At 66.9% G+C, this 20420-nt stretch carries 15 protein-coding genes; 8 read left to right on the top strand and 7 right to left on the bottom strand.

The window, feature by feature from the left end; all coding sequences use genetic code 11:
• Positions 1–4 precede the first annotated feature (4 nt).
• The 3 genes from ACIPRI_RS07950 to ACIPRI_RS07940 are packed head-to-tail and all read right to left on the bottom strand — an operon-like array spanning position 5 to position 4060.
• On the bottom strand, positions 5–781 hold the full coding sequence (locus ACIPRI_RS07950) for a GntR family transcriptional regulator (RefSeq protein ID WP_446620878.1): 777 nt from the start codon (positions 779–781) through the stop codon (positions 5–7).
• 16 nt (positions 782–797) lie between these two features.
• Positions 798–2576 carry a glycerol-3-phosphate dehydrogenase/oxidase gene (locus ACIPRI_RS07945; protein WP_446620877.1) on the bottom strand — a complete coding sequence of 593 codons (1779 nt, stop codon included), beginning with the start codon at positions 2574–2576 and terminating at the stop codon, positions 798–800.
• Positions 2573–4060: an FGGY family carbohydrate kinase gene (locus ACIPRI_RS07940; protein WP_446620876.1), complete on the bottom strand. Its 1488-nt coding sequence runs from the start codon at positions 4058–4060 to the stop codon at positions 2573–2575. The genes ACIPRI_RS07945 and ACIPRI_RS07940 overlap by 4 nt, the downstream gene beginning before the upstream one ends.
• A gap of 183 nt (positions 4061–4243) precedes the next feature.
• On the opposite strand from ACIPRI_RS07940, the gene ACIPRI_RS07935 reads away from it, so the two are divergent.
• The 6 genes from ACIPRI_RS07935 (at position 4244) to ACIPRI_RS07910 (ending at position 14537) form a co-directional block, all read left to right on the top strand.
• Positions 4244–5287: a substrate-binding domain-containing protein gene (locus ACIPRI_RS07935; protein WP_446620875.1), complete on the top strand. Its 1044-nt coding sequence runs from the start codon at positions 4244–4246 to the stop codon at positions 5285–5287.
• Entirely contained in the window at positions 5284–6837 is a 1554-nt protein-coding gene (locus tag ACIPRI_RS07930; protein WP_446620874.1) for a sugar ABC transporter ATP-binding protein, read from the top strand. Before ACIPRI_RS07935 ends, ACIPRI_RS07930 begins: the two co-directional genes overlap by 4 nt.
• Entirely contained in the window at positions 6834–7871 is a 1038-nt protein-coding gene (locus ACIPRI_RS07925; protein ID WP_446620873.1) for an ABC transporter permease, read from the top strand. The genes ACIPRI_RS07930 and ACIPRI_RS07925 overlap by 4 nt, the downstream gene beginning before the upstream one ends.
• Positions 7868–8851 (top strand): aldo/keto reductase, encoded by a 984-nt coding sequence (locus tag ACIPRI_RS07920; RefSeq protein ID WP_446620872.1) that lies wholly within the window; start codon positions 7868–7870, stop codon positions 8849–8851. The genes ACIPRI_RS07925 and ACIPRI_RS07920 overlap by 4 nt, the downstream gene beginning before the upstream one ends.
• Before the next feature lie 38 nt (positions 8852–8889).
• Positions 8890–9738 carry a class I fructose-bisphosphate aldolase gene (locus ACIPRI_RS07915; RefSeq protein ID WP_446620871.1) on the top strand — a complete coding sequence of 283 codons (849 nt, stop codon included), beginning with the start codon at positions 8890–8892 and terminating at the stop codon, positions 9736–9738.
• A 122-nt stretch (positions 9739–9860) separates the two neighbouring features.
• Positions 9861–14537 carry a LamG-like jellyroll fold domain-containing protein gene (locus ACIPRI_RS07910; RefSeq protein ID WP_446620870.1) on the top strand — a complete coding sequence of 1559 codons (4677 nt, stop codon included), beginning with the start codon at positions 9861–9863 and terminating at the stop codon, positions 14535–14537.
• Here ACIPRI_RS07910 and ACIPRI_RS07905 read toward each other — a convergent pair.
• Positions 14529–15839, bottom strand: coding sequence for a tetratricopeptide repeat protein (locus ACIPRI_RS07905; RefSeq protein WP_446620869.1), 1311 nt, complete (start codon positions 15837–15839; stop codon positions 14529–14531). The genes ACIPRI_RS07910 and ACIPRI_RS07905 overlap by 9 nt on opposite strands.
• Before the next feature lie 124 nt (positions 15840–15963).
• Here ACIPRI_RS07905 and ACIPRI_RS07900 point away from each other — a divergent pair, with 124 nt between their 5' ends.
• Positions 15964–17013, top strand: a complete 1050-nt coding sequence (locus tag ACIPRI_RS07900) for a GlxA family transcriptional regulator (protein ID WP_446620868.1) — start codon at positions 15964–15966, stop codon at positions 17011–17013.
• A gap of 104 nt (positions 17014–17117) precedes the next feature.
• Complete coding sequence (gene atpE / locus ACIPRI_RS07895) at positions 17118–17357, top strand: F0F1 ATP synthase subunit C (RefSeq protein ID WP_446620867.1); 240 nt, start codon at positions 17118–17120, stop codon at positions 17355–17357.
• Here atpE and ACIPRI_RS07890 read toward each other — a convergent pair.
• The 3 genes from ACIPRI_RS07890 to ACIPRI_RS07880 form a co-directional block, all read right to left on the bottom strand.
• Positions 17354–17740 carry an ASCH domain-containing protein gene (locus ACIPRI_RS07890; RefSeq protein WP_446620866.1) on the bottom strand — a complete coding sequence of 129 codons (387 nt, stop codon included), beginning with the start codon at positions 17738–17740 and terminating at the stop codon, positions 17354–17356. The genes atpE and ACIPRI_RS07890 overlap by 4 nt on opposite strands.
• 85 nt (positions 17741–17825) lie before the next feature.
• Complete coding sequence (locus ACIPRI_RS07885; RefSeq protein WP_446620865.1) at positions 17826–19586, bottom strand: AIPR family protein; 1761 nt, start codon at positions 19584–19586, stop codon at positions 17826–17828.
• 89 nt (positions 19587–19675) lie between these two features.
• The gene (locus tag ACIPRI_RS07880; protein ID WP_446620864.1) at positions 19676–20275 is read right to left on the bottom strand and encodes a DUF4145 domain-containing protein; all 600 of its coding nucleotides are present in this window, start codon (positions 20273–20275) and stop codon (positions 19676–19678) included.
• Between the last annotated feature and the right edge of the window lie 145 nt (positions 20276–20420).

Genomic DNA, 20420 nt, shown 5'->3' with positions numbered 1-20420 from the left:
CCCCTCAAGTCGTCGTCTGCACATGCAACCGGCTCGACTTGCAGCGGTGCAGCGCCCGGTAGTACTCCACCGGCCTGCCATTCGCGCCATAGGTGATCGACTCGATCCGCAGCAGCGGCTCCGGCTGCGGCAGGGCCAATAGCGCGCACGTCTCGGCATCCGGCAGCACCGCGTCGATCCAGCGCTCGGCGCGCACCAGGCGCAAACCGTACTGGCGGCGCAGCACGTCATACAACGAGCGGTCATCCAGCCGCGCGCGATGCAGGCCTGGCGCCAGGTCGGCGGGCACGGTCGTTTCGACCAACAAGCGCAGCTCGCCATCCACGCTGCGCAGACGCTTGAGCGCCACCACCTGCGCGCCCTCGGGCAGGCCCAGCGTGCTGGCCTCCTGCTCGGTGGGCGCGCGCAGTTCCTGCGACAAGATTTGCGTGCGCACGGACCGGCCCTTGCGCTCCATCTCGTCTGAAAAGCCCAGCACGGTAGAGACGAAATCCTCGTCGCGCTCGCGTGCCGAGACAAAGGCGCCGCGGCCCTTGATCTTGTAGATCAGGCCGTTGCGCACCAGGTCGGCCAGCGCCTCGCGCACGACGATGCGCGAGATGCCGAACTGCTCGCCAAGCTCGGCCTCGGACGGCAGCTTAGCGCCGATGGGCAGCTCGCCCTGCAGGATCTGCAGGCGGATCGCGTCGCGGAACTGCGCCCACAAGGGCGATTCGGAGTTCCGGTCGAGCACTGCAGCACCAGCGACAGCGGCAGGCGGAAGATCGTTCGGGCGATTCACGGGGGAGTTGTCGAGATCAAATGGGGTCAAGGGCGGAGCTCTCTCGTGATGATGCCTCGAAAGCATGCGGCCCGGTGGCGGCCGGCGCCGGCGTGGCCGCCAGGCGCACGCCATGCCGTTCGCGCAGCAACGCAGCGCAGTCGTGCAGTTCCTGCTGGCGGCGCGCAGCATCCCAGCCCAGCGCCTCGGCCGCGACATCGGCCAGTTCGGCCAAGGCGGCGTCGGTGACTTCGCCGCGAATGGCCAGCAAGGTGCGGCGGATGATCAGGTCGCTCAGGTGCACCACGCCGGTTTCCAGGCACAGGTAGCCGATCTCGGCGGCCGAGTAGGCCGGCGCGTGCGCCAGCGGTCGTTCGCCCGAGGCGGCCAGGCGCTGCGCCAGTGCCGGCGCCTTGCTGCCATAGCGCGCCAGCAGCGAAGTGGCGCGCCACGGCGCGATGCCGGTGGCGGCCACCATGCGCTTGACCAGCCGCTCGCTCGCGGCTTCATCGGCCGGAAATTCCGCGCCGCCGCCGATGGGCAGCTCGCGCGTCGACGCGGTGCGCGTGCGGCCCAGCTGGCGCAGCACCAGGTCAGTCGCCTCCTCGGCCAGCGCGCGGAAGGTGGTCCACTTGCCGCCCACCAGGCCGACGATGGGGATGTCGCGCGTGGCGTCGGGCGCATCGAGCACCACCGAGTGGTCGCGCGAGATCTGGCCCGGATGCTCGGCGTCGGAACGCGCCAGCGGCCGCACGCCGACATAGGTGTAGACCACGTCGCCGTGCGCAAAGCGCAGCTTGGGAAACAACTCGCGCAGCACCTCGAGCAGATAGTCGATCTCTTGCGGCTCGGTGACCACGCGGTCGGGGTCGTCCACCGGGATGTCGGTGGAGCCCACCAGCACGCGGCCCAGAAAGGGATAGACGATGCACACGCGGCCGTCCACCGCCTCAAAGTAGGCCATGCGGCCTTGCAGCGCGTCGCGCAGCTGCGGATGGTCGAGCACCAGGTGCGATCCCTTGGTGCCCATCACGCGCGGCGCCCCGCCGCCCAGCACTTCGGTGCAGCGGTCCAGCCAGGCGCCGCCGGCGTTCACCACGCAGTCAGCCGTCACGTGCACCAGCTCGCCGGTCAGCTCGTCGCGCAGGGTGACCATGTTGCCGGCGCAGCCGATGGCGCGGCAGTAGTTGACGGCGGCCGAGCGCGGCTGATCGCGGCAGGCGTCGGCGATCAGCTCCAGCATGAGCCACTCGGGGTGGCTGATCCAGGCGTCGAAATAGGTGGCGTTCCAGCGGATCGCGTCGCGAAACAGCGCGCGGTCCCTGTCGTTCAGGCGCTCGATGCGGTGCCCCGGCAGCGCGCGCTGGTGCCGGCCGAGCAGGTCGTACAGATTCAGGCCAAGCGCCACTGCCAGCAGGCCGCGCGTGCGCTTTTGCTGCGGCGCCTTGGCGCCGAAGAACTTGAGCGCGCTGCCGGCCAGGCCACCGAAGAAGCTGGCCAGCGGCACCACGGTCTTGAGCGGGCGCACCAGGTGCGGCGCGTTGCGCAAGAGCAGGTTGCGCTCGCGCGTGGCCTCGGCCACCAGCGAGAAGCTGCCGTTCTCCAGGTAGCGCAGGCCGCCATGGATCATGCGCGAGGGCGCGCTGCTGGCGCCGGAGCCGAAGTCGCCCTTGTCGACCAGCAGGCAGTCGATGCGCTGCAGCGACAAATCGCGCAGCACACCGATGCCGTTGATGCCGGCGCCGACGATGACGGTGGAGAAATGGCGGCCCGCCAATGCGGCGGGGCGGACGTAGGGCAGTTGCCAGGCGCTCATGAGTTGTTGGTATGCCGCGCGACGGCGTTGGCCGTGCTGCGGTCGATCAGTTCGTTGAAGCCGGCCATGAAGTCGGCCTCGTGATTCGCCTGCGCCGGGTCGGGTTCGACCGTGTCGCGAGGCGCGAGCAAGAGGCTGTGGGCGCTGCCAGCGTCGTGCAGGCCCTGCGACAGCGCGGCGCAGATGGCGGCGCCGCGGGCGCCCGATTCGTCGTCGGCGCAGCGCTCGACCGCGCGGCCCAGAAAGCCGGCGAGCAGACGCACCAGGCGGATGTCGCTGGCGCCGCCGCCCAGCACCGTCAGCGCCGAGACGTCCAGGCCGCAAGCGGCCAGCCGCCCCAGCTGGCGCGCATGCAGCGCCGCCACCGCGTCCACCACGGCGCGCGCCAGGTCGGCACGCGTGTGCTGGCTGCGCAGCCCAACGTAGCCCGCGCCGGGTCCCCCTCCATTGACGAAGGGCAGGAAGCGCAGGCCATGCGCGCCGAGCGGCGCCGTCATGGCCAGGTCCAGCAGCGCCTGCGCATCGGGCAGGCCCAGGGCAGCGGTGGCCCAGGCGATGTTGGCCATCGACGAAGGACTGTTGTCCATGTAGAGCCGCTGCTCGGGCGCGCCGAAGTTGACGATGGCACCCACCGCCGGCTTGGGTTCGCGCACCGGGCCGCTGACGGCATTGACGCACCAGGTGCCCAGCACGGAGACGGCGCGCCGGCGCCCTTGCGCGCACACCGCGTCCATGGCGGCCAGCAAATCGATGGCGCCCATGGCCACCGGCAGGCCGGCCGGCAGCCCCCAGGCCTGCGCGCGCGCAGGCAGCAGCTGGCCGATCACCTGGCCGCTGGGTCGCAGCGGTGCAAAGCTGTGGGCGCCGATATCGGCCAGGCCGGACGCCGCCAGCGCACGCGCCGACCAGTCGCCCTTGGCCAGCGACAGCAGGCCGGCGGTGCTGGCGTCGCTGGCGTCGGTGGCCATCTCGCCGGTGAGCAGATAGCCCAGGTAGTCCTTGGCGAACAGGATGCGATGCACCGCGCCGCGCTGCAGCGCGTCGGTGCCCAGCAGCTCGGCAGCGAGCACGGTGGGTTGGCCGGCCCAGGGCGCGCAACCCACGTCGTCGAACAGCTGCGCGCCCTGCTGCTGCGCCAAGGCCTGGGCGCGCGCTTGCGCCCGTTGGTCGGTGGAGGCAACCGCGCGGCCGCCCACCAGTTCGCCCTTGGCGTCGAGCGCGTAGAGGCCGGCGCCGTGGCCGGTGCAGGCCAATCCGCGCACCGCCGAAACCTGCGGCCCCAGCTGCTGCGCGACGTCGCCCAGCACCCGATCCAGCGCGGCGTGGATGGCCCCGGCGCTCACCTCGCAACCGCCGCCTTGCAGCCGTTCGTAGGGCAGCGTCTGGCGCGCCAATGCGGCGACCCGGCCGCTCGCCGCGTCGATGGCCAGCGCCTTCAGGCTGCTGGATCCGATATCGATTCCGATGAATAGATTGCTCAACATGTCATAACAGCTTCGCGGCAAGCTTTGATGCGTGCCAGTGGTGTTTCCCCTAGGTGCAAGGGCAAACAAGCCGAGATTACATTCCAGCCTGTCATAACAAGCAGTTGTGGCGAAGCGAGCAAGAAAACGCGGGGGCCGACGCTGGTCGCCGCACCCCGTCAGTACAACCTGAGGAGACAAGAGATGAGGCGCAATTTCCTGAAGTCCGCCGCCGCAGCGGGTGTGGGCCTGGCCGGTGCGGCCAGTGCCTTCGGTCAACAGCAGCCGGCTGCCACCCCGGTCGGCCTGCATGGCAAGTCCAGCGACGTCTACGTGATGAACGTGATGGTCTCGGGCGTCGAGTACTGGTTCCCGGTCTACGAAATGATGAAGCAGCTGGGCCGCGAACTGGGCGTGAAGACGCGCTACTCGGGCACGCCCGAGTACGACGTGAACAAGCAGCTGGCGTCTTTCGAGCAGGAACTGGCGCGCAAGCCGGCCGGCATCCTCCTGCACCCGATGAACCCGGACCCTTTCATCGAGCCGATCAACCGCGCGGTGGCGATGGGCATCCCGGTGGTCACCTTCGCGGCCGATTCGCCCAACTCCAAGCGTTCGTCCTTCATCACCTCCGACAACGACCGTGAAGGCCAGCAGGCCGCCGACGCGATTGCGGCCTCGATGGGTGGCAAGGGCGAGTTCGCCGTGCTGGAGAACCCCGGCCAGGACAACCACGACCGCCGCATCGCCGCCTTCGTCAACCGCATGAAGACCAAGCACCCGGGCATGAAGCAGGTCGGCCGCGCCGCCAGCAACCAGGACCCGAACAAGGCCTACCAGGCCGTGCTGTCGATGGTGCAGGCCAACCCCAACCTGGGCGCCCTGTTCATGCCCGAAGCCAACTCGGCGCTCGGCGCCGCGCAGGCCAAGGTCGAGAGCAAGAAGAACATCAAGGTGATGTGCTGCGACGTCAACGCCAAGATCCTGGACATGATCAAGTCGGGCGACGTGTTCGGCGCCATCAACCCGAACCAGGGCATGCAGGGCTACATGGGCATGATGATGCTGTTCCTGGCCAAGAACCCGCAGCTGATCGACCCGATGAACGACGCCAAGCGCAACGGCACCAATCCGATGTCGGTGCCTTTCCTGGACAACGGCCTGTCGGTGGTGAGCAAGGCCAACGCCGACGACTTCTACTGGGACAAGTACCTGGCCCGCCGCGGCACCAAGGGAATCAACGAGTGAGCGATTCCGTGGCCAGCCTCGAGGCCAGCCAGCCGCCGCTGCTCGCGCTGCGCGGCATTGCGAAGCGCTTCGGCGCTTCGCGTGCGCTCTCGGGCGTGGACTTCTCGCTCTTCGCGGGCGAGATCCACGCCCTGTGCGGCGAAAACGGCGCCGGCAAGTCGACCTTGATGAACATCATCGACGGCATCCACCAGCCCGACGAAGGCGAGATCCATCTCAACAGCGAGAAGGTGGTGATCGACGGCCCGGCGCACGCGATGCGCCTTGGCATCGGCCTGGTGCACCAGGAGATCGCCCTGTGCGGCGATGCCACCGTGGCCGAGAACATCTTCATGCCCGAGATCAACGCCGGCCGGCGCGCCTGGATGGATTTCTCGGGCCTCAACGAGCGCGCCGCGCGCGTGCTCGCACGCCTGGGGCAGCAGGACATCGCGCCCGGCGCACGTGTCGAGACTTTGCCCATCTCCAGCCAGCAGCTGGTGGAGATCGCCAAGGCGCTCACGCTCGATTGCAAGGTGCTCATCCTCGACGAGCCCACCGCCGCCCTCACCGAGCTGGAATCGGCGGCCCTGTTCAAGGTGCTGCACGACCTGAAGGCGCAGGGCATCGGCATCATCTACATCAGCCACCGCATGGCCGAGATCTTCACCCATGCAGACCGTGTGACGGTGCTGCGCGACGGCCGCGACGTGCACTGCGCCGCCACCGCCGACTTGACCCCCGACGAGTTGGTGCGCCGCATGGTCGGGCGCGATCTGGGCAACTACTACCCGCCGCGCGCGCAGACCCCGGCCGAGGCGCCCGAGACCCTGCTGGAAGTCGACGCCATCGGCGACGACGAGCGCGTGCACGGCGTTTCCTTCGCGCTCCGGCGCGGCGAGATCCTGGGCATTGCCGGCCTGATGGGCGCCGGTCGCAGCGAGCTGGCCGAGACCGTGTGCGGCCTGCGCCGCGCGCGGCACGGCACGGTGCGCCTCGCGGGCCGGCCGCTGTCGATCCGCAAATACGGCGACGCGCTGCGCCACGGCATTGCCTACCTCTCCGAAGACCGCAAGGCGGCCGGCGTGTTTCTCGACCTGCCGATTGCACAGAACATCGCCGCCATGGCATTGCGCCGCGTGGCCTCGCGCTGGGGCCTGCTGCAGGGTTCGGCCGAACGCAGCCTGGCGCAAGAACTGGGGGCCAAGCTCAAGCTCAAGTCGGCCGGCGTGGACATCGAGGTGTCCAGCCTGTCGGGCGGCAATCAGCAGAAGGTGGCCATCGCCAAGTTGCTGGCCACCAAGCCCGCTGTGCTGCTGATGGACGAGCCCACACGCGGCGTCGACGTCGGCGCCAAGTCCGAGATCCATCACATCCTGCGCGAGCTGGCGAACCAGGGCGTGGGCGTGATCGTGATCTCTTCCGAACTGCCAGAAATCATCGGCCTGTGCGACCGCGCACTGGTGATCCGCGAAGGCCGCCTGGCCGGCGAGCTGAGCGCCCATGACATGAACGAAGAAGCACTGTTGCGGCTGGCCTCGGGCCTGGCCGAACAGGAGACACCCGCATGAACCATCCAGCCCAACTTGACGCCGGGCCGCTCGCCGCCTCCACCACTGCCTCCGCGGTGCAGCGTCCCAACGACTTCATGAACCTGACCCACAAGCTCGTGCGCATGCGCGAAGCCGGCCTGCTCTTCATCATCGCGCTCTTGTGCGTGGGGATGAGCTTTGCGTCCCCGCACTTCCTCACCTGGGACAACATCCGCGCGATGCTGCTGTCCTTCTCCATCGAAGGCATCGTGGTGGTGGGCATGACGATCTTGCTGATCGTCGGCGGCATCGACTTGTCGGTGGGCTCGGTAGTGTGCTTTGCCATGGTGGTGACCGGCAAGCTCTTCCTGATGGGCTTCGACCCGTGGACGGCGGGCCTGGTGGCGATCGGCGCCAGTGCGCTCATCGGCGCCATGATCGGCGGCTGTGTCACGCGCATCGGCCTGAACCACTTCATCGCCTCGCTGGCCTTCATGGTGATCGTGCGCGGCCTGTGCCTGGCGCTCACCCAAGGCACGCCGCAGTCGCTGTTCTCGCTGCCGGCGGAATTCAAGTTCATCGGCCAGGGCACGCTGTTCGGCGTGCCGGCGGTGATCCTGATCTTCCTGGCGATCGTGCTCATCAGCGATTTCGTGCTGCGCCGCTCGACCCTTCTGCGCCGCGTGTTCTACACCGGCAGCAACGAGAAGGCGGCGCTGTACTCGGGCATCCGCGTGGGCCACGTGAAGTTCTGGGTCACGGTGCTGTGCTCGGCCTCGGCGGGCCTGGCCGGCGTGATCTACACGGCGCGCTTCGGCGCCGCCACGCCCACCTTCGGCGCCGGCATGGAGCTGAACGTGATCGCCGCCGCGGTGATCGGCGGCGCCAGCCTCAAGGGCGGCTCCGGCACGGTGCTGGGCGCGGTGCTGGGCCTGGCGCTGCTGTCGGTGGTGACCAGCTCGCTGATCCTGCTGGACGTCTCGCCTTACTGGCAGGACGTGATCAAGGGCCTGATCCTCCTGGCCGCCGTGACCATCGACCACCAGCTCAACACCCGGAAGACCGCACGATGACGATGAAGACAACGACCCTCGGCCCCTCGGGCATCCGCTGCTCGGCCATCGGCCTGGGCACCTGGGCCATGGGCGGATGGATGTGGGGCGGCGGCGACGACGCGGCCGCCATCGACGCCATCCGCGCCTCGCTCGACGCCGGCGTCACGCTGATCGACACCGCGCCCGCCTATGGCCTGGGCCAATCCGAACGCCTGGTGGGCCAGGCGCTGAAGGGCCGGCGCGACGAGGCGGTGATCGCCACCAAGTGCGGCCTGGTCTGGCACACCCAGCAAGGCACGCACTTCTTCGACGAAGACGGCCACCCCGTGTACCGGCACCTCGGCCGCGACTCGATCTTCTTCGAGGTGGAGCAAAGCCTCGCCAACTTGCAGACCGACCGCATCGACCTGTACATCACGCACTGGCAGGACAGCACCACGCCGGTGGCCGAGACCATGGACGCGCTGCTCACGCTGAAGCGCCAGGGAAAGATCCGCGCCATCGGCGTGAGCAACATCGACGCACCGGCACTGGCCGAGTACCTGAAGCACGGCCCGGTCGATGCGGCGCAGGAGCGCTACAGCCTGATCGACCGCGAGATCGAATCGACCCTGCTGCCGCTGTGCCAGGCCAACGGAGTGGCGGTGATGGGTTACTCCTCGCTGGCACTGGGCCTCTTGGCTGGCCCGATCGACCCGGCGCGCCAGTTCACCGGCGACGACCAGCGCGCCGCCAACCCGAGATTCAGCGCCGCCAACCGCGTGCACCTGGCCGCCTTCTTCGAAACGCTGGAGCCGCTGCGCAAGCGCCTGGGCTGCAGCTATTCCGAAATGATGATCGCCTGGACGCTGGGGCAAGGCAGCGTCTCGCTGGCCCTGTGCGGCGCGCGCACCGTGGCCCAGGCGCGCCAGAACGCGGCGGCCGGCGACGTCACGCTGGACGCCGACGCACTGGCGCAGATCGACGCTGCTGCAAAGCGGCACCTGGCTGGGCTCTAGGCCCCGCTTCACTTTTTCTCACCCAAGGAGTTTTCTGAATGGCCAATGCCAAGGAGGCCCGCCTCGCCCGTCTGCTGCGCGCCGGCCGCTGCCTCGACATCGCGCTGGACCACGGCGTCTGCAACGAGCCCACCTTTCTGGACGGGCTGGAGGACATGCCCGCGCTGATGGACCGCCTGGTCGCCGCCGGCCCCGACGCGATCCAGCTCAACTACGGCCAGTCCGATTTGCTGCAGCACCGCGAGGGCCGCGACAAGCCCGCGCTGGTGATGCGGCTGGACATGGGCAACCCCTACAACGCCACCCGCCATCGCGTGATGTGGGCGCTGCTGCAGAACGAGCATGACCCGGTGCTGCCGGCCGTGCAGCGCGACGCCGCCTGCGTGGTGGTCAACCTGTTCATGCTGCCTGACGAGCCGGAGCTGTTCCGCCAGTGCGTGGCCAACATCGCGCGCGTGCGCGCCGACTGCGACCGCTACGGCATGCCGTTGATGATCGAGCCGCTGGTGATGCAGGCGCACAGCGAAGGCGGCCGCTACGCCGTGGACGGCGACGCCGAGAAGATCGTGACCCTGGTGCGCCTGGCGCGCGAGATGGGCGCCGACATCGTCAAGGCCGACCCCACGGCCGACCCGGCCGAGTTTCATCGCGTGGTGCAGGCCGCGCGCTGCCCGGTGCTGGTGCGCGGCGGCGGGCGCGAGAACCTGCAGCAGGTGTTTGCGCGCTCGCGCGTGCTGCTCGACCAGGGTGCCGTCGGCATGGTGTACGGCCGCAACGTCTATCAGCACGCCAATCCGGCAGCGGTCGTTGCGGCGCTGATGGCCATGATCCACGAGGGCGCCAGCGCCGAGGCCGCCTGGCAGCTTTACGAAAAAACGGGCACCTGACCGGTTGCCCGGGAAGCCAGGACGAGCGGCGGAGCGTCCTGGCCCCTCCTTGATTCCCGAAGGACGCGCAACGTCGTCCAGGGGTAAAGCTCCGCCGATTTTGAGACAAGCTGGAGACAACAATGAGAATCCGGTATCTCCTGGCAGCGCTGGCGCTGCCTTTCGCCGCGCTGCTGACCCACGCAGCCGTCACCGGCCAAAGCCCAGTCACCACGATGGAGCGAATGGGCAGCGCGGTGATGGCCCTGGTCGCACCGTACCCCATACAGGGGCCGGGCCTGGGCAACCTCAGCTACAACTCGAACGAGCTGTTCAAGGCGGTGTCGATGATCCACCGCGACGAGCAGGGCGTGCCCGCGACCTACCCCGGTCGCAAGGCCTTCGGCCTGAACGTGGGGATCATGCACAAGGGCTACTTCCTCACCACCTTCGCGCCCGACAGCGGCCTCGGGCCGGGCGGCTTCCTGCTCTACGACGTGTCCGACCCGCGCGCGATCTCGCTGGTCAAGCGCATCTACGAGCCCGAAGGCCGCACCGCGGAATTCCGCGAGGCGCATGCGATCGGAACCGCCACCATCGGCGGCAAGGACTACATCGTGGTGCCCAGCACCAAGGGTGTCGAGTTCTGGGACTTCACCGACATCAATGACATCAAGCAGGTGAAGAAGCTCGCCCTGCCCACCGTGAACGGCGGCGACTACGCCAACGTCAGCTGGCAGCTGTGGTGGCAGGCGCCCTACCTGTACGTGGCTTCGGCCAACGACGGCATCTACATCGTCGACGCGCGCGACCCGGCCAACGCAGTGCTGGCCAACCGCGGCGCCGGCAAGCCCAACCCGGTGCCCACCGGCGAGCTGGGGGGCTTTCGGGTCGGCCCGATCTTCACGCTGGGCAACCACATGGTGCTGACCTCGATGGACAACACCGACGGCTTTGCCAGCCTGGACATCTCGGACCCGCTCAACCCCAAGGTGCTGGACACCGTGGGGCCCAACCCCAACTACTACGCCACCTGCTTCGACGGAAAAAGCCTGCACGCCTCGGCGCGCGGCGGCGGCGCCAAGATGTACAGCTACGACCTGAGCGACCGCGCGAACTTCGTCGCGCAGGACAACCGGCTCCTGATCGACGAGCAGCTGTACTGCGGCACGCAGGACAACTTCGTGTTCCAGGGTGCGCAGTTCAAGGTGCACAAGGTCGACGTCAGCAATCCGCTCAACCACGTGGAGGTGGGACGCGGCAGCCTGTTCGCGGACAACGATCCGGAACTGTCGCACTCCGACCATGGCCAGGTGGCGCCCTTCGGCAACCTGGTGTTCGTCGGCAACGACCACGGCTCGGGCAGCGGCTTCCTGGTGCACCAGAGCGCGCCCGACCTGACGGCGCCGGTGGTCAAGCAGGTCTCGCCGGCCAACAACGCCAAGCAGCAGGCGCTGAGCTCGCGCATCGGCATCGCCCTGACAGACAGCATCCTGCCCGAGACGGTCAACGCCAACACCTTCATCGTGCGCCCGGTGGGCGGCAACACGCTGGCCGGCACCTACAGCGTGCAGTTGGGCATCATCAATTTCCACCCCGCGCAACCCCTCGCCGCGGGCAGCAGCTATGAAGTGTTCCTGCCAGCCAACGGCGTGAAGGACTATGCGGGCAATGGCATCGCGGCGGACTTCCGAGGCGTGTTCCACACCGGCAACGCGACCGACATCAGCCTGATGCACCACTGGCCGCTGGCCGGCGGCCTGGTCGACGAGATCAGCGGCAACAACGGCACCGCATCGGCAAGCGACAGCTTCCCCAGCATCGGCCTGAATTTCGCGCAGCGCACGGGCGGCGTGCCGCTCAAGAACGACGGCGTGGCCACCGCGCTGGGCGGCACCGCCTCGCTGGCCTTCTACATGAAGACCACGCAGAACGGCAGCGCCAACGCATGGACGGCGCCCGGCATCTTCGGGCGCGACCAGTCGGGCGGCGCGGACGACGTGTTCTGGGGCTGGATCGACAACACCGGCCGGCTGAACCTGTCGGTGGGCAACGCGGCGGGCAACAACCCCGGCACGAAATCCGGCGCACCGGTGAACGACGGCAACTGGCACCACGTGGTGCTGACGCGCGACGCCGCCTCCGGCGCGCAGACGATGTACATCGACGGCGCGAAGGTCACCGGCAGCGGCCTCACCGGCACCAAGGGCCTGTCGAACAAGTTCACCCTGATGGGCCAGATCCAGGGCAACAGCGACTTCTTCCGCGGCACCCTGGCGGACGTGCGCGTGTACGGCCGGGTGCTCGGCGACACCGACGTCGCACACCTGCGGGGGCAGACCATCGTGGGCGACGCGGGTGTCAGCGGCACTCCGAAGATCGTCAACGGGCAGTTGGTCTTCGATCCGGGCATCCTGGGCAACAGCACCGGCGTGCAGTACCGCTGGAACTTCGGCAACGGCACGCAGACCGCCTTCTCGGGCCAGCCGGGCGTGAACTACAGCTACAACCGCCCGGGCCACTACACCGTGACCCTGACGGTGCGCGATGCTTCCGGCCTCGAGACCTACTACACCTACAACGTGACGGTGATCATCCCGCTCACGGCGCAAGCGCCGCGACACAGCAGCAACATCGTGGGCGACGCCAACAGCGTGTACTCGGTGAACCCGGACAGCGGCACGGTCGCCGCCATCGATGCGCTGGCCCTGACCAAGCGCTGGGAGGTCCGTGTCGGCGATGAGCCCAAGACGCTGGCCGTGGGCCCCGACGGCCGCATCTGGGTGACGGTGCAGGGCGAGGACAAGCTGGTGGCGCTGAACGCGGCCGACGGCAGCGTCTCGGCCACCATTGCGCTGGCCTACGGCAGCGGCCCCTACGGCCTGGCCTTCACGCCCGACGGCACGAAGGGCCTCTTGACGCTGGAAAGCAAGTCGGCGCTGATCGCCTTCAACCCGAGCAGCGGCAGCACCACCAGTACCTTGGCACTGGAAGGCAACCTGCGAGGCATTGCGGTGACCGGCGACTCGCAGACCGCCTACATCACGCGCTTCAAGTCGAAGATGACCGGCGGCCAGTTGCACCGCGTCAGCCTGCAGTCGATGAGCGTGCTTGGCACCACCGCGCTGCCGGTGGACACCACCACGGTGGACACGGAGAACAGCGCGCGCGGCGTGGCCAACTACCTGAGCCAGGTGGTGATCTCGCCGGACGGCGCACGCGCGGTGCTGCCTTCGAAGAAGGACAACATCGTGCGCGGGCGCTTCCGCGACGGCACCGACCTCGTGCACGACCAGACGGTGCGCTCGATCCTGTCGCAGGTCGAGCTGCCGCAGGGCACGCACATGATGGCCGAGCAGATCGACTTCGACGACCGGGCGCCGGCGCGCGCCGCGCTGTTCTCGCCGCCTGGCGACTACCTGTTCGTGGCACAGATGGAGGGCAACAACGTCGCCATCGTCGACGCCTACACCCGGGCCGTGCGTGGCGAGTTCAACACCCCCAGCGCACCGCACGGCCTGTACCTGGACGCCGCGCGCAAGCGCCTTTACGTCAACAACTTCCTGGCGCGCTCGGTGTCGGTGCACGACGTGGCCGACGTGCTGGCCTCCAAGAGCGCGGCGGCGGTGTTCATCCAGAACGTCGCCACCGTCGCGCAGGAGCCGATGGCGGCGGCAGCGCTGCGCGGCAAGCTGGTGTTCTACAACGCCAACGACCGGCGCATGAGCAAGGACAACTACATGTCCTGCGCCAGCTGCCACGCGGACGGCGGCGACGACGGCATGGTGTGGGACTTCACCCAGCGCGGCGAAGGCCTGCGCCGCACCATCGGCCTGCAGGGCCGGCGCGGCATGGGTCACGGCAAGCTGCACTGGAGCGCCAACTTCGACGAGGTGCAGGACTTCGAGAACGACATGCGCAACGCCTTTGGCGGCACCGGCTTCCTGAGCGACGCCGACTTCAACGCCACTGCCGACCCGCTGGGCGCGCCGAAGGCCGGCAAGAACGCACAGCTGGACGACCTGGCGGCCTACCTGACCTCGCTCGGCAAGTTCATGCGCAGCCCGGCGCGCGCGGCCGACGGCAGCCTGAGCGTGGACGCGGCGCGCGGGCAGACCCTGTTCGCCAGCGCGAACTGCGCCAGCTGCCACTCGGGCACGACCTTCCAGGACGGGCTGCGGCATGACGTGGGCACCATCCAGCCATCGTCGGGCAAGGGCAACAACCAGCCGCTGGCCGGCGTCGGCTTCGACACGCCGACCCTGGGCGGCACCTGGGCCGCGACCTCGCTCTTCCACAACGGCCAGAAGGCCAGCGTGCTGGACGTGATCGCGGGCGGCCACGGCAGCGCCAGTGGCCTGTCGGCCGCGGACCAGCAGGCGCTGGCCGAGTACGTGCGCTCGCAGGACACCGCCACCGAGCTGATCACGCGTCTGCGCTCCGACCTCAATCAGCTGTGCGTGAACGTGCGCGGCAACTCCACCGCCAGCGGCGCGGCCGTGATCCAGTGGGCCTGCGGCAATGGCAGCAACGAGAAGTTCACGGTCAAGAGCCTGGCCGGCGGCTACGTGCAGTTCGTGGCGCAGCACAGCAGCCTGTGCCTGGCGCAGAGCGGCACCGCCACCAGCGGCGCGTTGATGGTGCAACTGGCCTGCACGGACGGCAACACGACTCAGTGGACGCAAGTCGGCTCGACGCTGCGCAACCGCGCCTCGGGCGCCTGCCTGGACGTGCCCAACGGCTCGACCACGCAGGACACGCAGCTGGTCACGTGGACCTGCAACGGGGGCAACAACCAGAACTGGACGCAGCTACCGTGAGTTGCTGATTGCGGCGGCGCTGCCGGTGCGCGCCCCTGCCTCGCTGCAGAGCGCCTGGTACAGCGCCGCGTCGCCCGCGCGGCGCGCCGCCTCGGTGGCGGTGAGTTGCAAGATGCTGCGCTGTGCCTGGCTGCCGCCGAAGCCCTGGGTGGCGTGCAGCAGCGGCAGCAGGGCGTCGGCGCAGTCCTGGTAGCGGCCTGCACCGAAGGCTTCCATCGCCCCGCAGGCGGCCGAGGCTTCGGGCCACCACTGCGCCGGCGCCGTCTCGGCAGGCACGGCATCGACCGCCGCACGGATCGACGCGGCGCCGGCGGCCGAACCGTTGCCGATCTGCGCCAGCAGGGCATGCGTGTCGTTGAAGGAGAACCAGCCGGGCAGCGCCCATTCGCGCCAGCGCGCCGCCAGCGCCTGCCAGCGATCGCCCACGTCGGCATGGCCGCGCAGCATCAGCCGCCACAGGAAGGCGCTGCCGTCCACCAGGTCCAGCGCCATCGAGTTGCCGTTGGGCGCGATTGCGCGGTCATAGATGGCGAGCGCCGCCGGTTCATCGCCGGCGCGCAGATGCTGCAGCGCCAGGTGCCACCAGTTGTGCACCGCCAGCATGTTGTCCTGCTGCCAGTGGGTGTTGCCCTCGGTCAGCCAGCGGATTCCGTCCTCGGCGCGGCCCTGCATCTCGTAGACATGCGCGATGGCGTGCACCGCCCAGGCGTCGTGCGGATTGCGTTCCAGCGCCGCGAAGCCGGCCGCCTCGGCCTTGCCGTATTCGTTGCATTCCTCGAAGCCGAAGGCGTGCATGCCCAGCACGTAGCCGTAGCCGGCGTCGTCCGGGCTCCAGGCGACCAGCGCGCGGCCGATGCGGTCGCGCAGCAAAGTCGGCTGGCCCAGCACCAGGTCCTGCAGGTGGGTGAGCTGCAGCGCGAACAGGTCGCGCGGCTGGTCGACCAGGTGCCGGCCCAGCAGCTGGTTGGTGCGGCCCATGTCGCCCTCGGCCCAGGGCTGCAGGGCGGCCAGCAGCGATTGCTCGCGCGCCGTCGGCGTGCGGCGGGTGGCTGCGGCTGCCGCGGCGCCCAGGCTGTCGCGCGCCTGCGGCAGCACCTGGGCGTCGATGGCGCTGAGCATCAAGCCGGCCATCAGCAGGTGGCCGGAGATGAAGTCCGGGTCCAGCTCGAGCGCCGGCTGCAGCGTGGCGACCGGATCTAGGCGCAGGCTGTTGAGCTGGTCCAGCGCCTGCTCGTAAAGGGCGAGCACGTCGCTGCGCTCGGTGGACAGCGCCTCGCCGCGGGCGTCTTTCTGCAATGTCATGGGGGCACTCCTTGAATGGGGGGTGCAAGAAGCGTAAGTTCGCGAGGTCCGCGGGGCCGCAGCCATTCCTGCAACAAGCCTGACGAATCCGCCAACCGCCCTCCTCCAACTGAAGGAGATGCCGATGCCCGCCGGCCCGCCATTGCCCGTGATTGCCATCCTGGTCACGCCGGAAACCGCCGCTTCGGTGGTCTACGGCATGTACGACCTGTTCCGCGCTGCCGGCCGCGACTGGCCGATGGTGATGGGCGGCAGCCCCGGCGCGGCCCTGCTGGAGCCGGTGATCGTGAGCGCCAGGGCCGGCGTGGTGCGTGTCGCCAACGAGGTGACGATCGAGGCGCAGCGCAGCCTGGACGAGATGCCCACGCCCACCGCGGTGTGTGTGCCCGAGCTGATGATCGGGCCGCACGAGCCACCGGAGGGCCTGTTCGCCGCCGAGGTGCAGTGGGTGCGCCGTTGCCACGCCAACGGCGCGCTGCTGGCGACTTCCTGCTCCGGCGCGGTGCTGCTGGGCGAGGCCGGTCTGCTGGACGGCGAGGACGCCACCACGCACTGGGCCTTCTGCGACCTGCTGCAGCGCCGCTACCCGTTGGCGCGCGTGCGGCCGCAGCGCGCCATGGTCACGGCCGGCGAAGGCCAGCGCCTGGTGATGGCCGGCGGCGGCAGCAGCTGGATGGACCTGGCGCTGTACCTGATCGCGCGGCTGGCCGGCATCGAGGCGGCGATGCAGGTGGCGCGGCTGAATCTGATCGACTGGCACCACATCGGCCAACAGCCCTTTGCGCGGGTGGCCTGCTCACGCCAGGTGGAGGACGCGGTGATCGGCCGCTGCCAGGCCTGGATCGCCGAGCACTACACGCACCCGGCGCCCGTGGCGGCGATGACGCAGCACAGCGGGCTGGCCGAGCGCTCCTTCCAGCGCCGCTTCAAACTGGCGACCGGCATGACGCCGATGGAATACATCCAGACCCTGCGCATCGAAGAAGCCAAGCACCTGCTGGAGACCACCGCCGGACCGATCGAGGCGGTGGCCGAGGAAGTGGGCTATGACGACGCGGCCTTCTTCAGCCGCCTGTTCAGGCGCAGCGTCAACCTGACGCCGGCGCAGTACCGCCGGCGCTTCGGCGCAATGCGGGCAGCACTGAACGGGGGCCACCACGGCGCGCGCTCATGACCTGCCAGGTCATGGACGCCATCCAGCCCTGAAGCGACAGTGGAGCCAGCCGGAACCAAAGGGGTGACGGCAACAAGGCAACGCACTACTTCAGGAAAGACATCATGAGCTTCGACATCCTTCCCCTCGCCGTGGCCCTCTTGATCGGCATTGCCGCCCTGGGCTCCTGCCTGGGCATTGGCAACCTGGGCGGCAAGCTGCTGGAAGGCACGGCTCGCCAGCCGGAGCTGAAGGATCAGCTGCAGACCACCTTCTTCCTGGCGGCGGGCGTGACGGACGGGGCGTTCATCATCGCGACCGGCATTGCGCTGTGGTTTGCGACGGCAAATCCGTTTTCGGGTTAGGGCCGCGAGCCGCACCGCACGCGAATCGGCGATCGGCTTGGATCAAGCAGTGGCGGGAGGCCGGTAGACGACCCTGAAGCGAAGTACGGCCTGTGGGCTTCTTGCCAATACGCCAACGAGCCGTCGCCCTCACCTTCGGTCGCCGCGAACTCCGCGCCGACTTCATTGAAAGGCACGACATCGACGGCAAGCGTCTCGATGATGCAAAGCGGCGCACCCGACCAGTTGGTGACGATGCTGAGGTCGCCGGGAGCCGGAAGGCGCTCCAACGACCAGAGCGACGTCGCAGTCGCCCGCTTGGTGCGAAAGCGCTCATCGTTCACGCCACCTGCAGACAGGGTGAAGTCGCGCCAGAAGGGGAGGAGATGCGTGGGTATAGGCACGGGGCTGTTCGTGTGACCCAACGTTTGACATGAGAGGCTCGACCCGGCCTGCCAGGGCAAGTCCTCTCGATGGAAGGGTTAGAAGTTACTTGCTCAGAGCCACGAACTTGGCGAACCTCTTGTACGCGTCGGCGTTCGCCCCCGAAGTTGCCTGAACGAGGCTTCGGAACGTCGTGATGGCCTTCTGCGCGCGCTCATTATTTTTCAGACCATCACTAAGCGCTTCTACGAGTTGCTGGCAAAACGGAGACACAAGTTTGACGATTTCTGCCCAGTGCTGCGTGGCTTGCTTGGGGGAAGTTTTTGGCCCAAAGGAAGTCCGCGCCAGGATGGGAGTCCGCCGTCCCGCAAACGTCTCCATACATGACGCGATTGCAGAAACGAACAAGTATGTAGACCCTCGATGCCGGAAGTATGAAAGGAGTTCAGCTTCTTGCACAGAAAGTGATGCTTCAGTCTTTGACTTTCCAACGAGCGCGCGTTTGGCATCCTCGACAGCTCGCAGTAGCGCGAAGCAGAGCACAAGGTGGGGCCCTGTCGTGTCGTCATTGAAGAATCGCGCGTACATCGGGTCCGACACCCAAATCTCGCTCTTGAGGTTGTACGCAGTAAGCGGGTCCTGATGAAAAGCGGCAAGGGCCTGGCCAACGGTGTACGAAGGAAGCAGGTTCTTGTTGCGTTCAATGACATCCTTGTGGCCGCCACGTCGACCGCCCTCGTACTTAGCATTTGGGATTGCAGCCACTTCCTCGCGGAGGCGCTTCTGGATGCGATCGGTACTTCTAAAGTCTGATGCTGTTACTTTGTTCTGACTGTTGTTGTACTGAATGATGTCGTAGATCAGATCGGGCTTAGAGGTCTGAACAAAGCGCGCTGGCACCAAGGCTTTAGGGTCGGGTGACTTTGCTAGTGACCCAAGTGCGCCGGTAGTCTGCGCGCCATTCACGATGGAGACCCCACGAACAAGAAGCTGTTTCTTCCCTTTGACAACAGACTCTTCAAAATGGTGGGTTAAAACAGTAACTCCGTCGTTAAACACCCAGAAGTCCTCTGGTGACGACTGGGCGGTGCGTTTGATTCCGTTGTTAATGTTCGCATCGCTGCTCCGGGAGCCCAAATAGTCCCGTACATTGGCGGAGAACAGTCGCGTCTTATGCTTGGTGTACAGGCGATGCAGTACTCGTGCCGGAACTGCTGTCACATAGGCCTGCCATCCCCCTGTCTTTATGGCGAAGCCGGATTCCACACCGATCTTTACCTCATCGTTAACGAGGATCGGAGACAAAGTTTCTGAGTACCACGTCTCAAGAGTCTTGCGGCCAATCTCCGAAGTTGAAATTGAGACTCGAGCTGCAGGGTGCAAAGCATCGATAACTGTCTTTGCGGTGGCAGCCACTGTGGATAGCTCGTCCTCTACGTTGGTAGATTCAGGCAGGTTGTGTACATACCATGCCTCGAAGCGCCGAACATCTCCATCGGCAATTGCCGATCGAAGTTCAGTGGCGGCCGAACGAAGGCGTTCGGGAAGTTCTTTCACGTCTCGTTGCAGGAGCCAAGCAACCGCGGTGTTTAGGTCGGAAGCTTTGTTGGCTGGCGCACTTCGTTTGTCTTTCGATGAGAAGTAGCACTGAGCCACTACTGCGACACCTTCTTCTCTGTCGATGAAGATGAGGTCACACTTCTTGTCGTCGCTGCCGTCAGTCACGGACTCCGCTGCGACGCTATGGATATCGTCAAGCGCAAAGCGAAGTGCAAGCGCAAACAGCCCAATGGCGTTGTCTCCATATTGCTCTAGGTCGTCCCTTGCTTCGAGTGCGGCTTGCCACGTTGGCTGTTCTGATGACACGAGTTCCTCTGATTTCAGTTGTGATTTCTAGTATTTGAATTCGCCAGCCCGCACGCCGGGGCAGGTCCGACGGAATGACGTGCGAGCGCTCAAGGCTGAGCCGGAACCATGCTGGGAAACTCGTATATGAATCGAAGGAGCATTTCAATGAACGAGATCAAGTCTTTGGCGTCCTGCTCACCCATGATTGCGATTTCGTGGGTTGCTTCGTTTCCCTTCTTGCGAATGTGATCGACCCAATGTTTTCCATTCGGGGGAACGAAGCCTTTGTCGGCGATGTAGTTGACGTACTCGACAAACTTCAAGCCTTCTGCTGCTCCCTGTTGAACAGCGATGTTCATGAGCATTTTGCGGCACAAGAGAACCGCGCCGGTGAAGCAATTTTGACTTGAGGATCGCCGAGCTTCTTCGTATAGAGCGTAGAGGTCCGGAGGTACATGTTTGACAGGGTTGCCAAGCGCTGGGGTCGGGTAGCGACCGCCAGTTGGAGTGAAGAAACTCGGGCCACCGCAATTGGGACAAACATAAAGACCACCAATCTTGGAGCCGCTAGCGTCACCGTGCTGACCAAGTTTGTAGCCCTTGATTGATGAGACCTTCGTATTGCAGAAGCCGCAAACAAAAGACTCATTCGGTAAATCTTGGAGCGTGCGCCAGTTGGCGGCGCCTTCAGAGAAGAAGCGGGTCATATTTCCTCAACAGGTACCTGGTTCTATGCGGCGCATCTACGCGATCAAGGCGAGTGCCAGTGTGACTGAGGCCGTTTCAATTTCCCCAAGTCCTTGATCCATCGAGGTTTTCCACCCTTTGACAAGAGCCCGTTGCATCGACAAC

The sequence above is a fragment of the Variovorax sp. LARHSF232 genome, from assembly GCF_052871435.1.
Note: the sequence above shows the minus strand (reverse complement) of the source record. Positions and strands in the feature narration are given on the sequence as shown.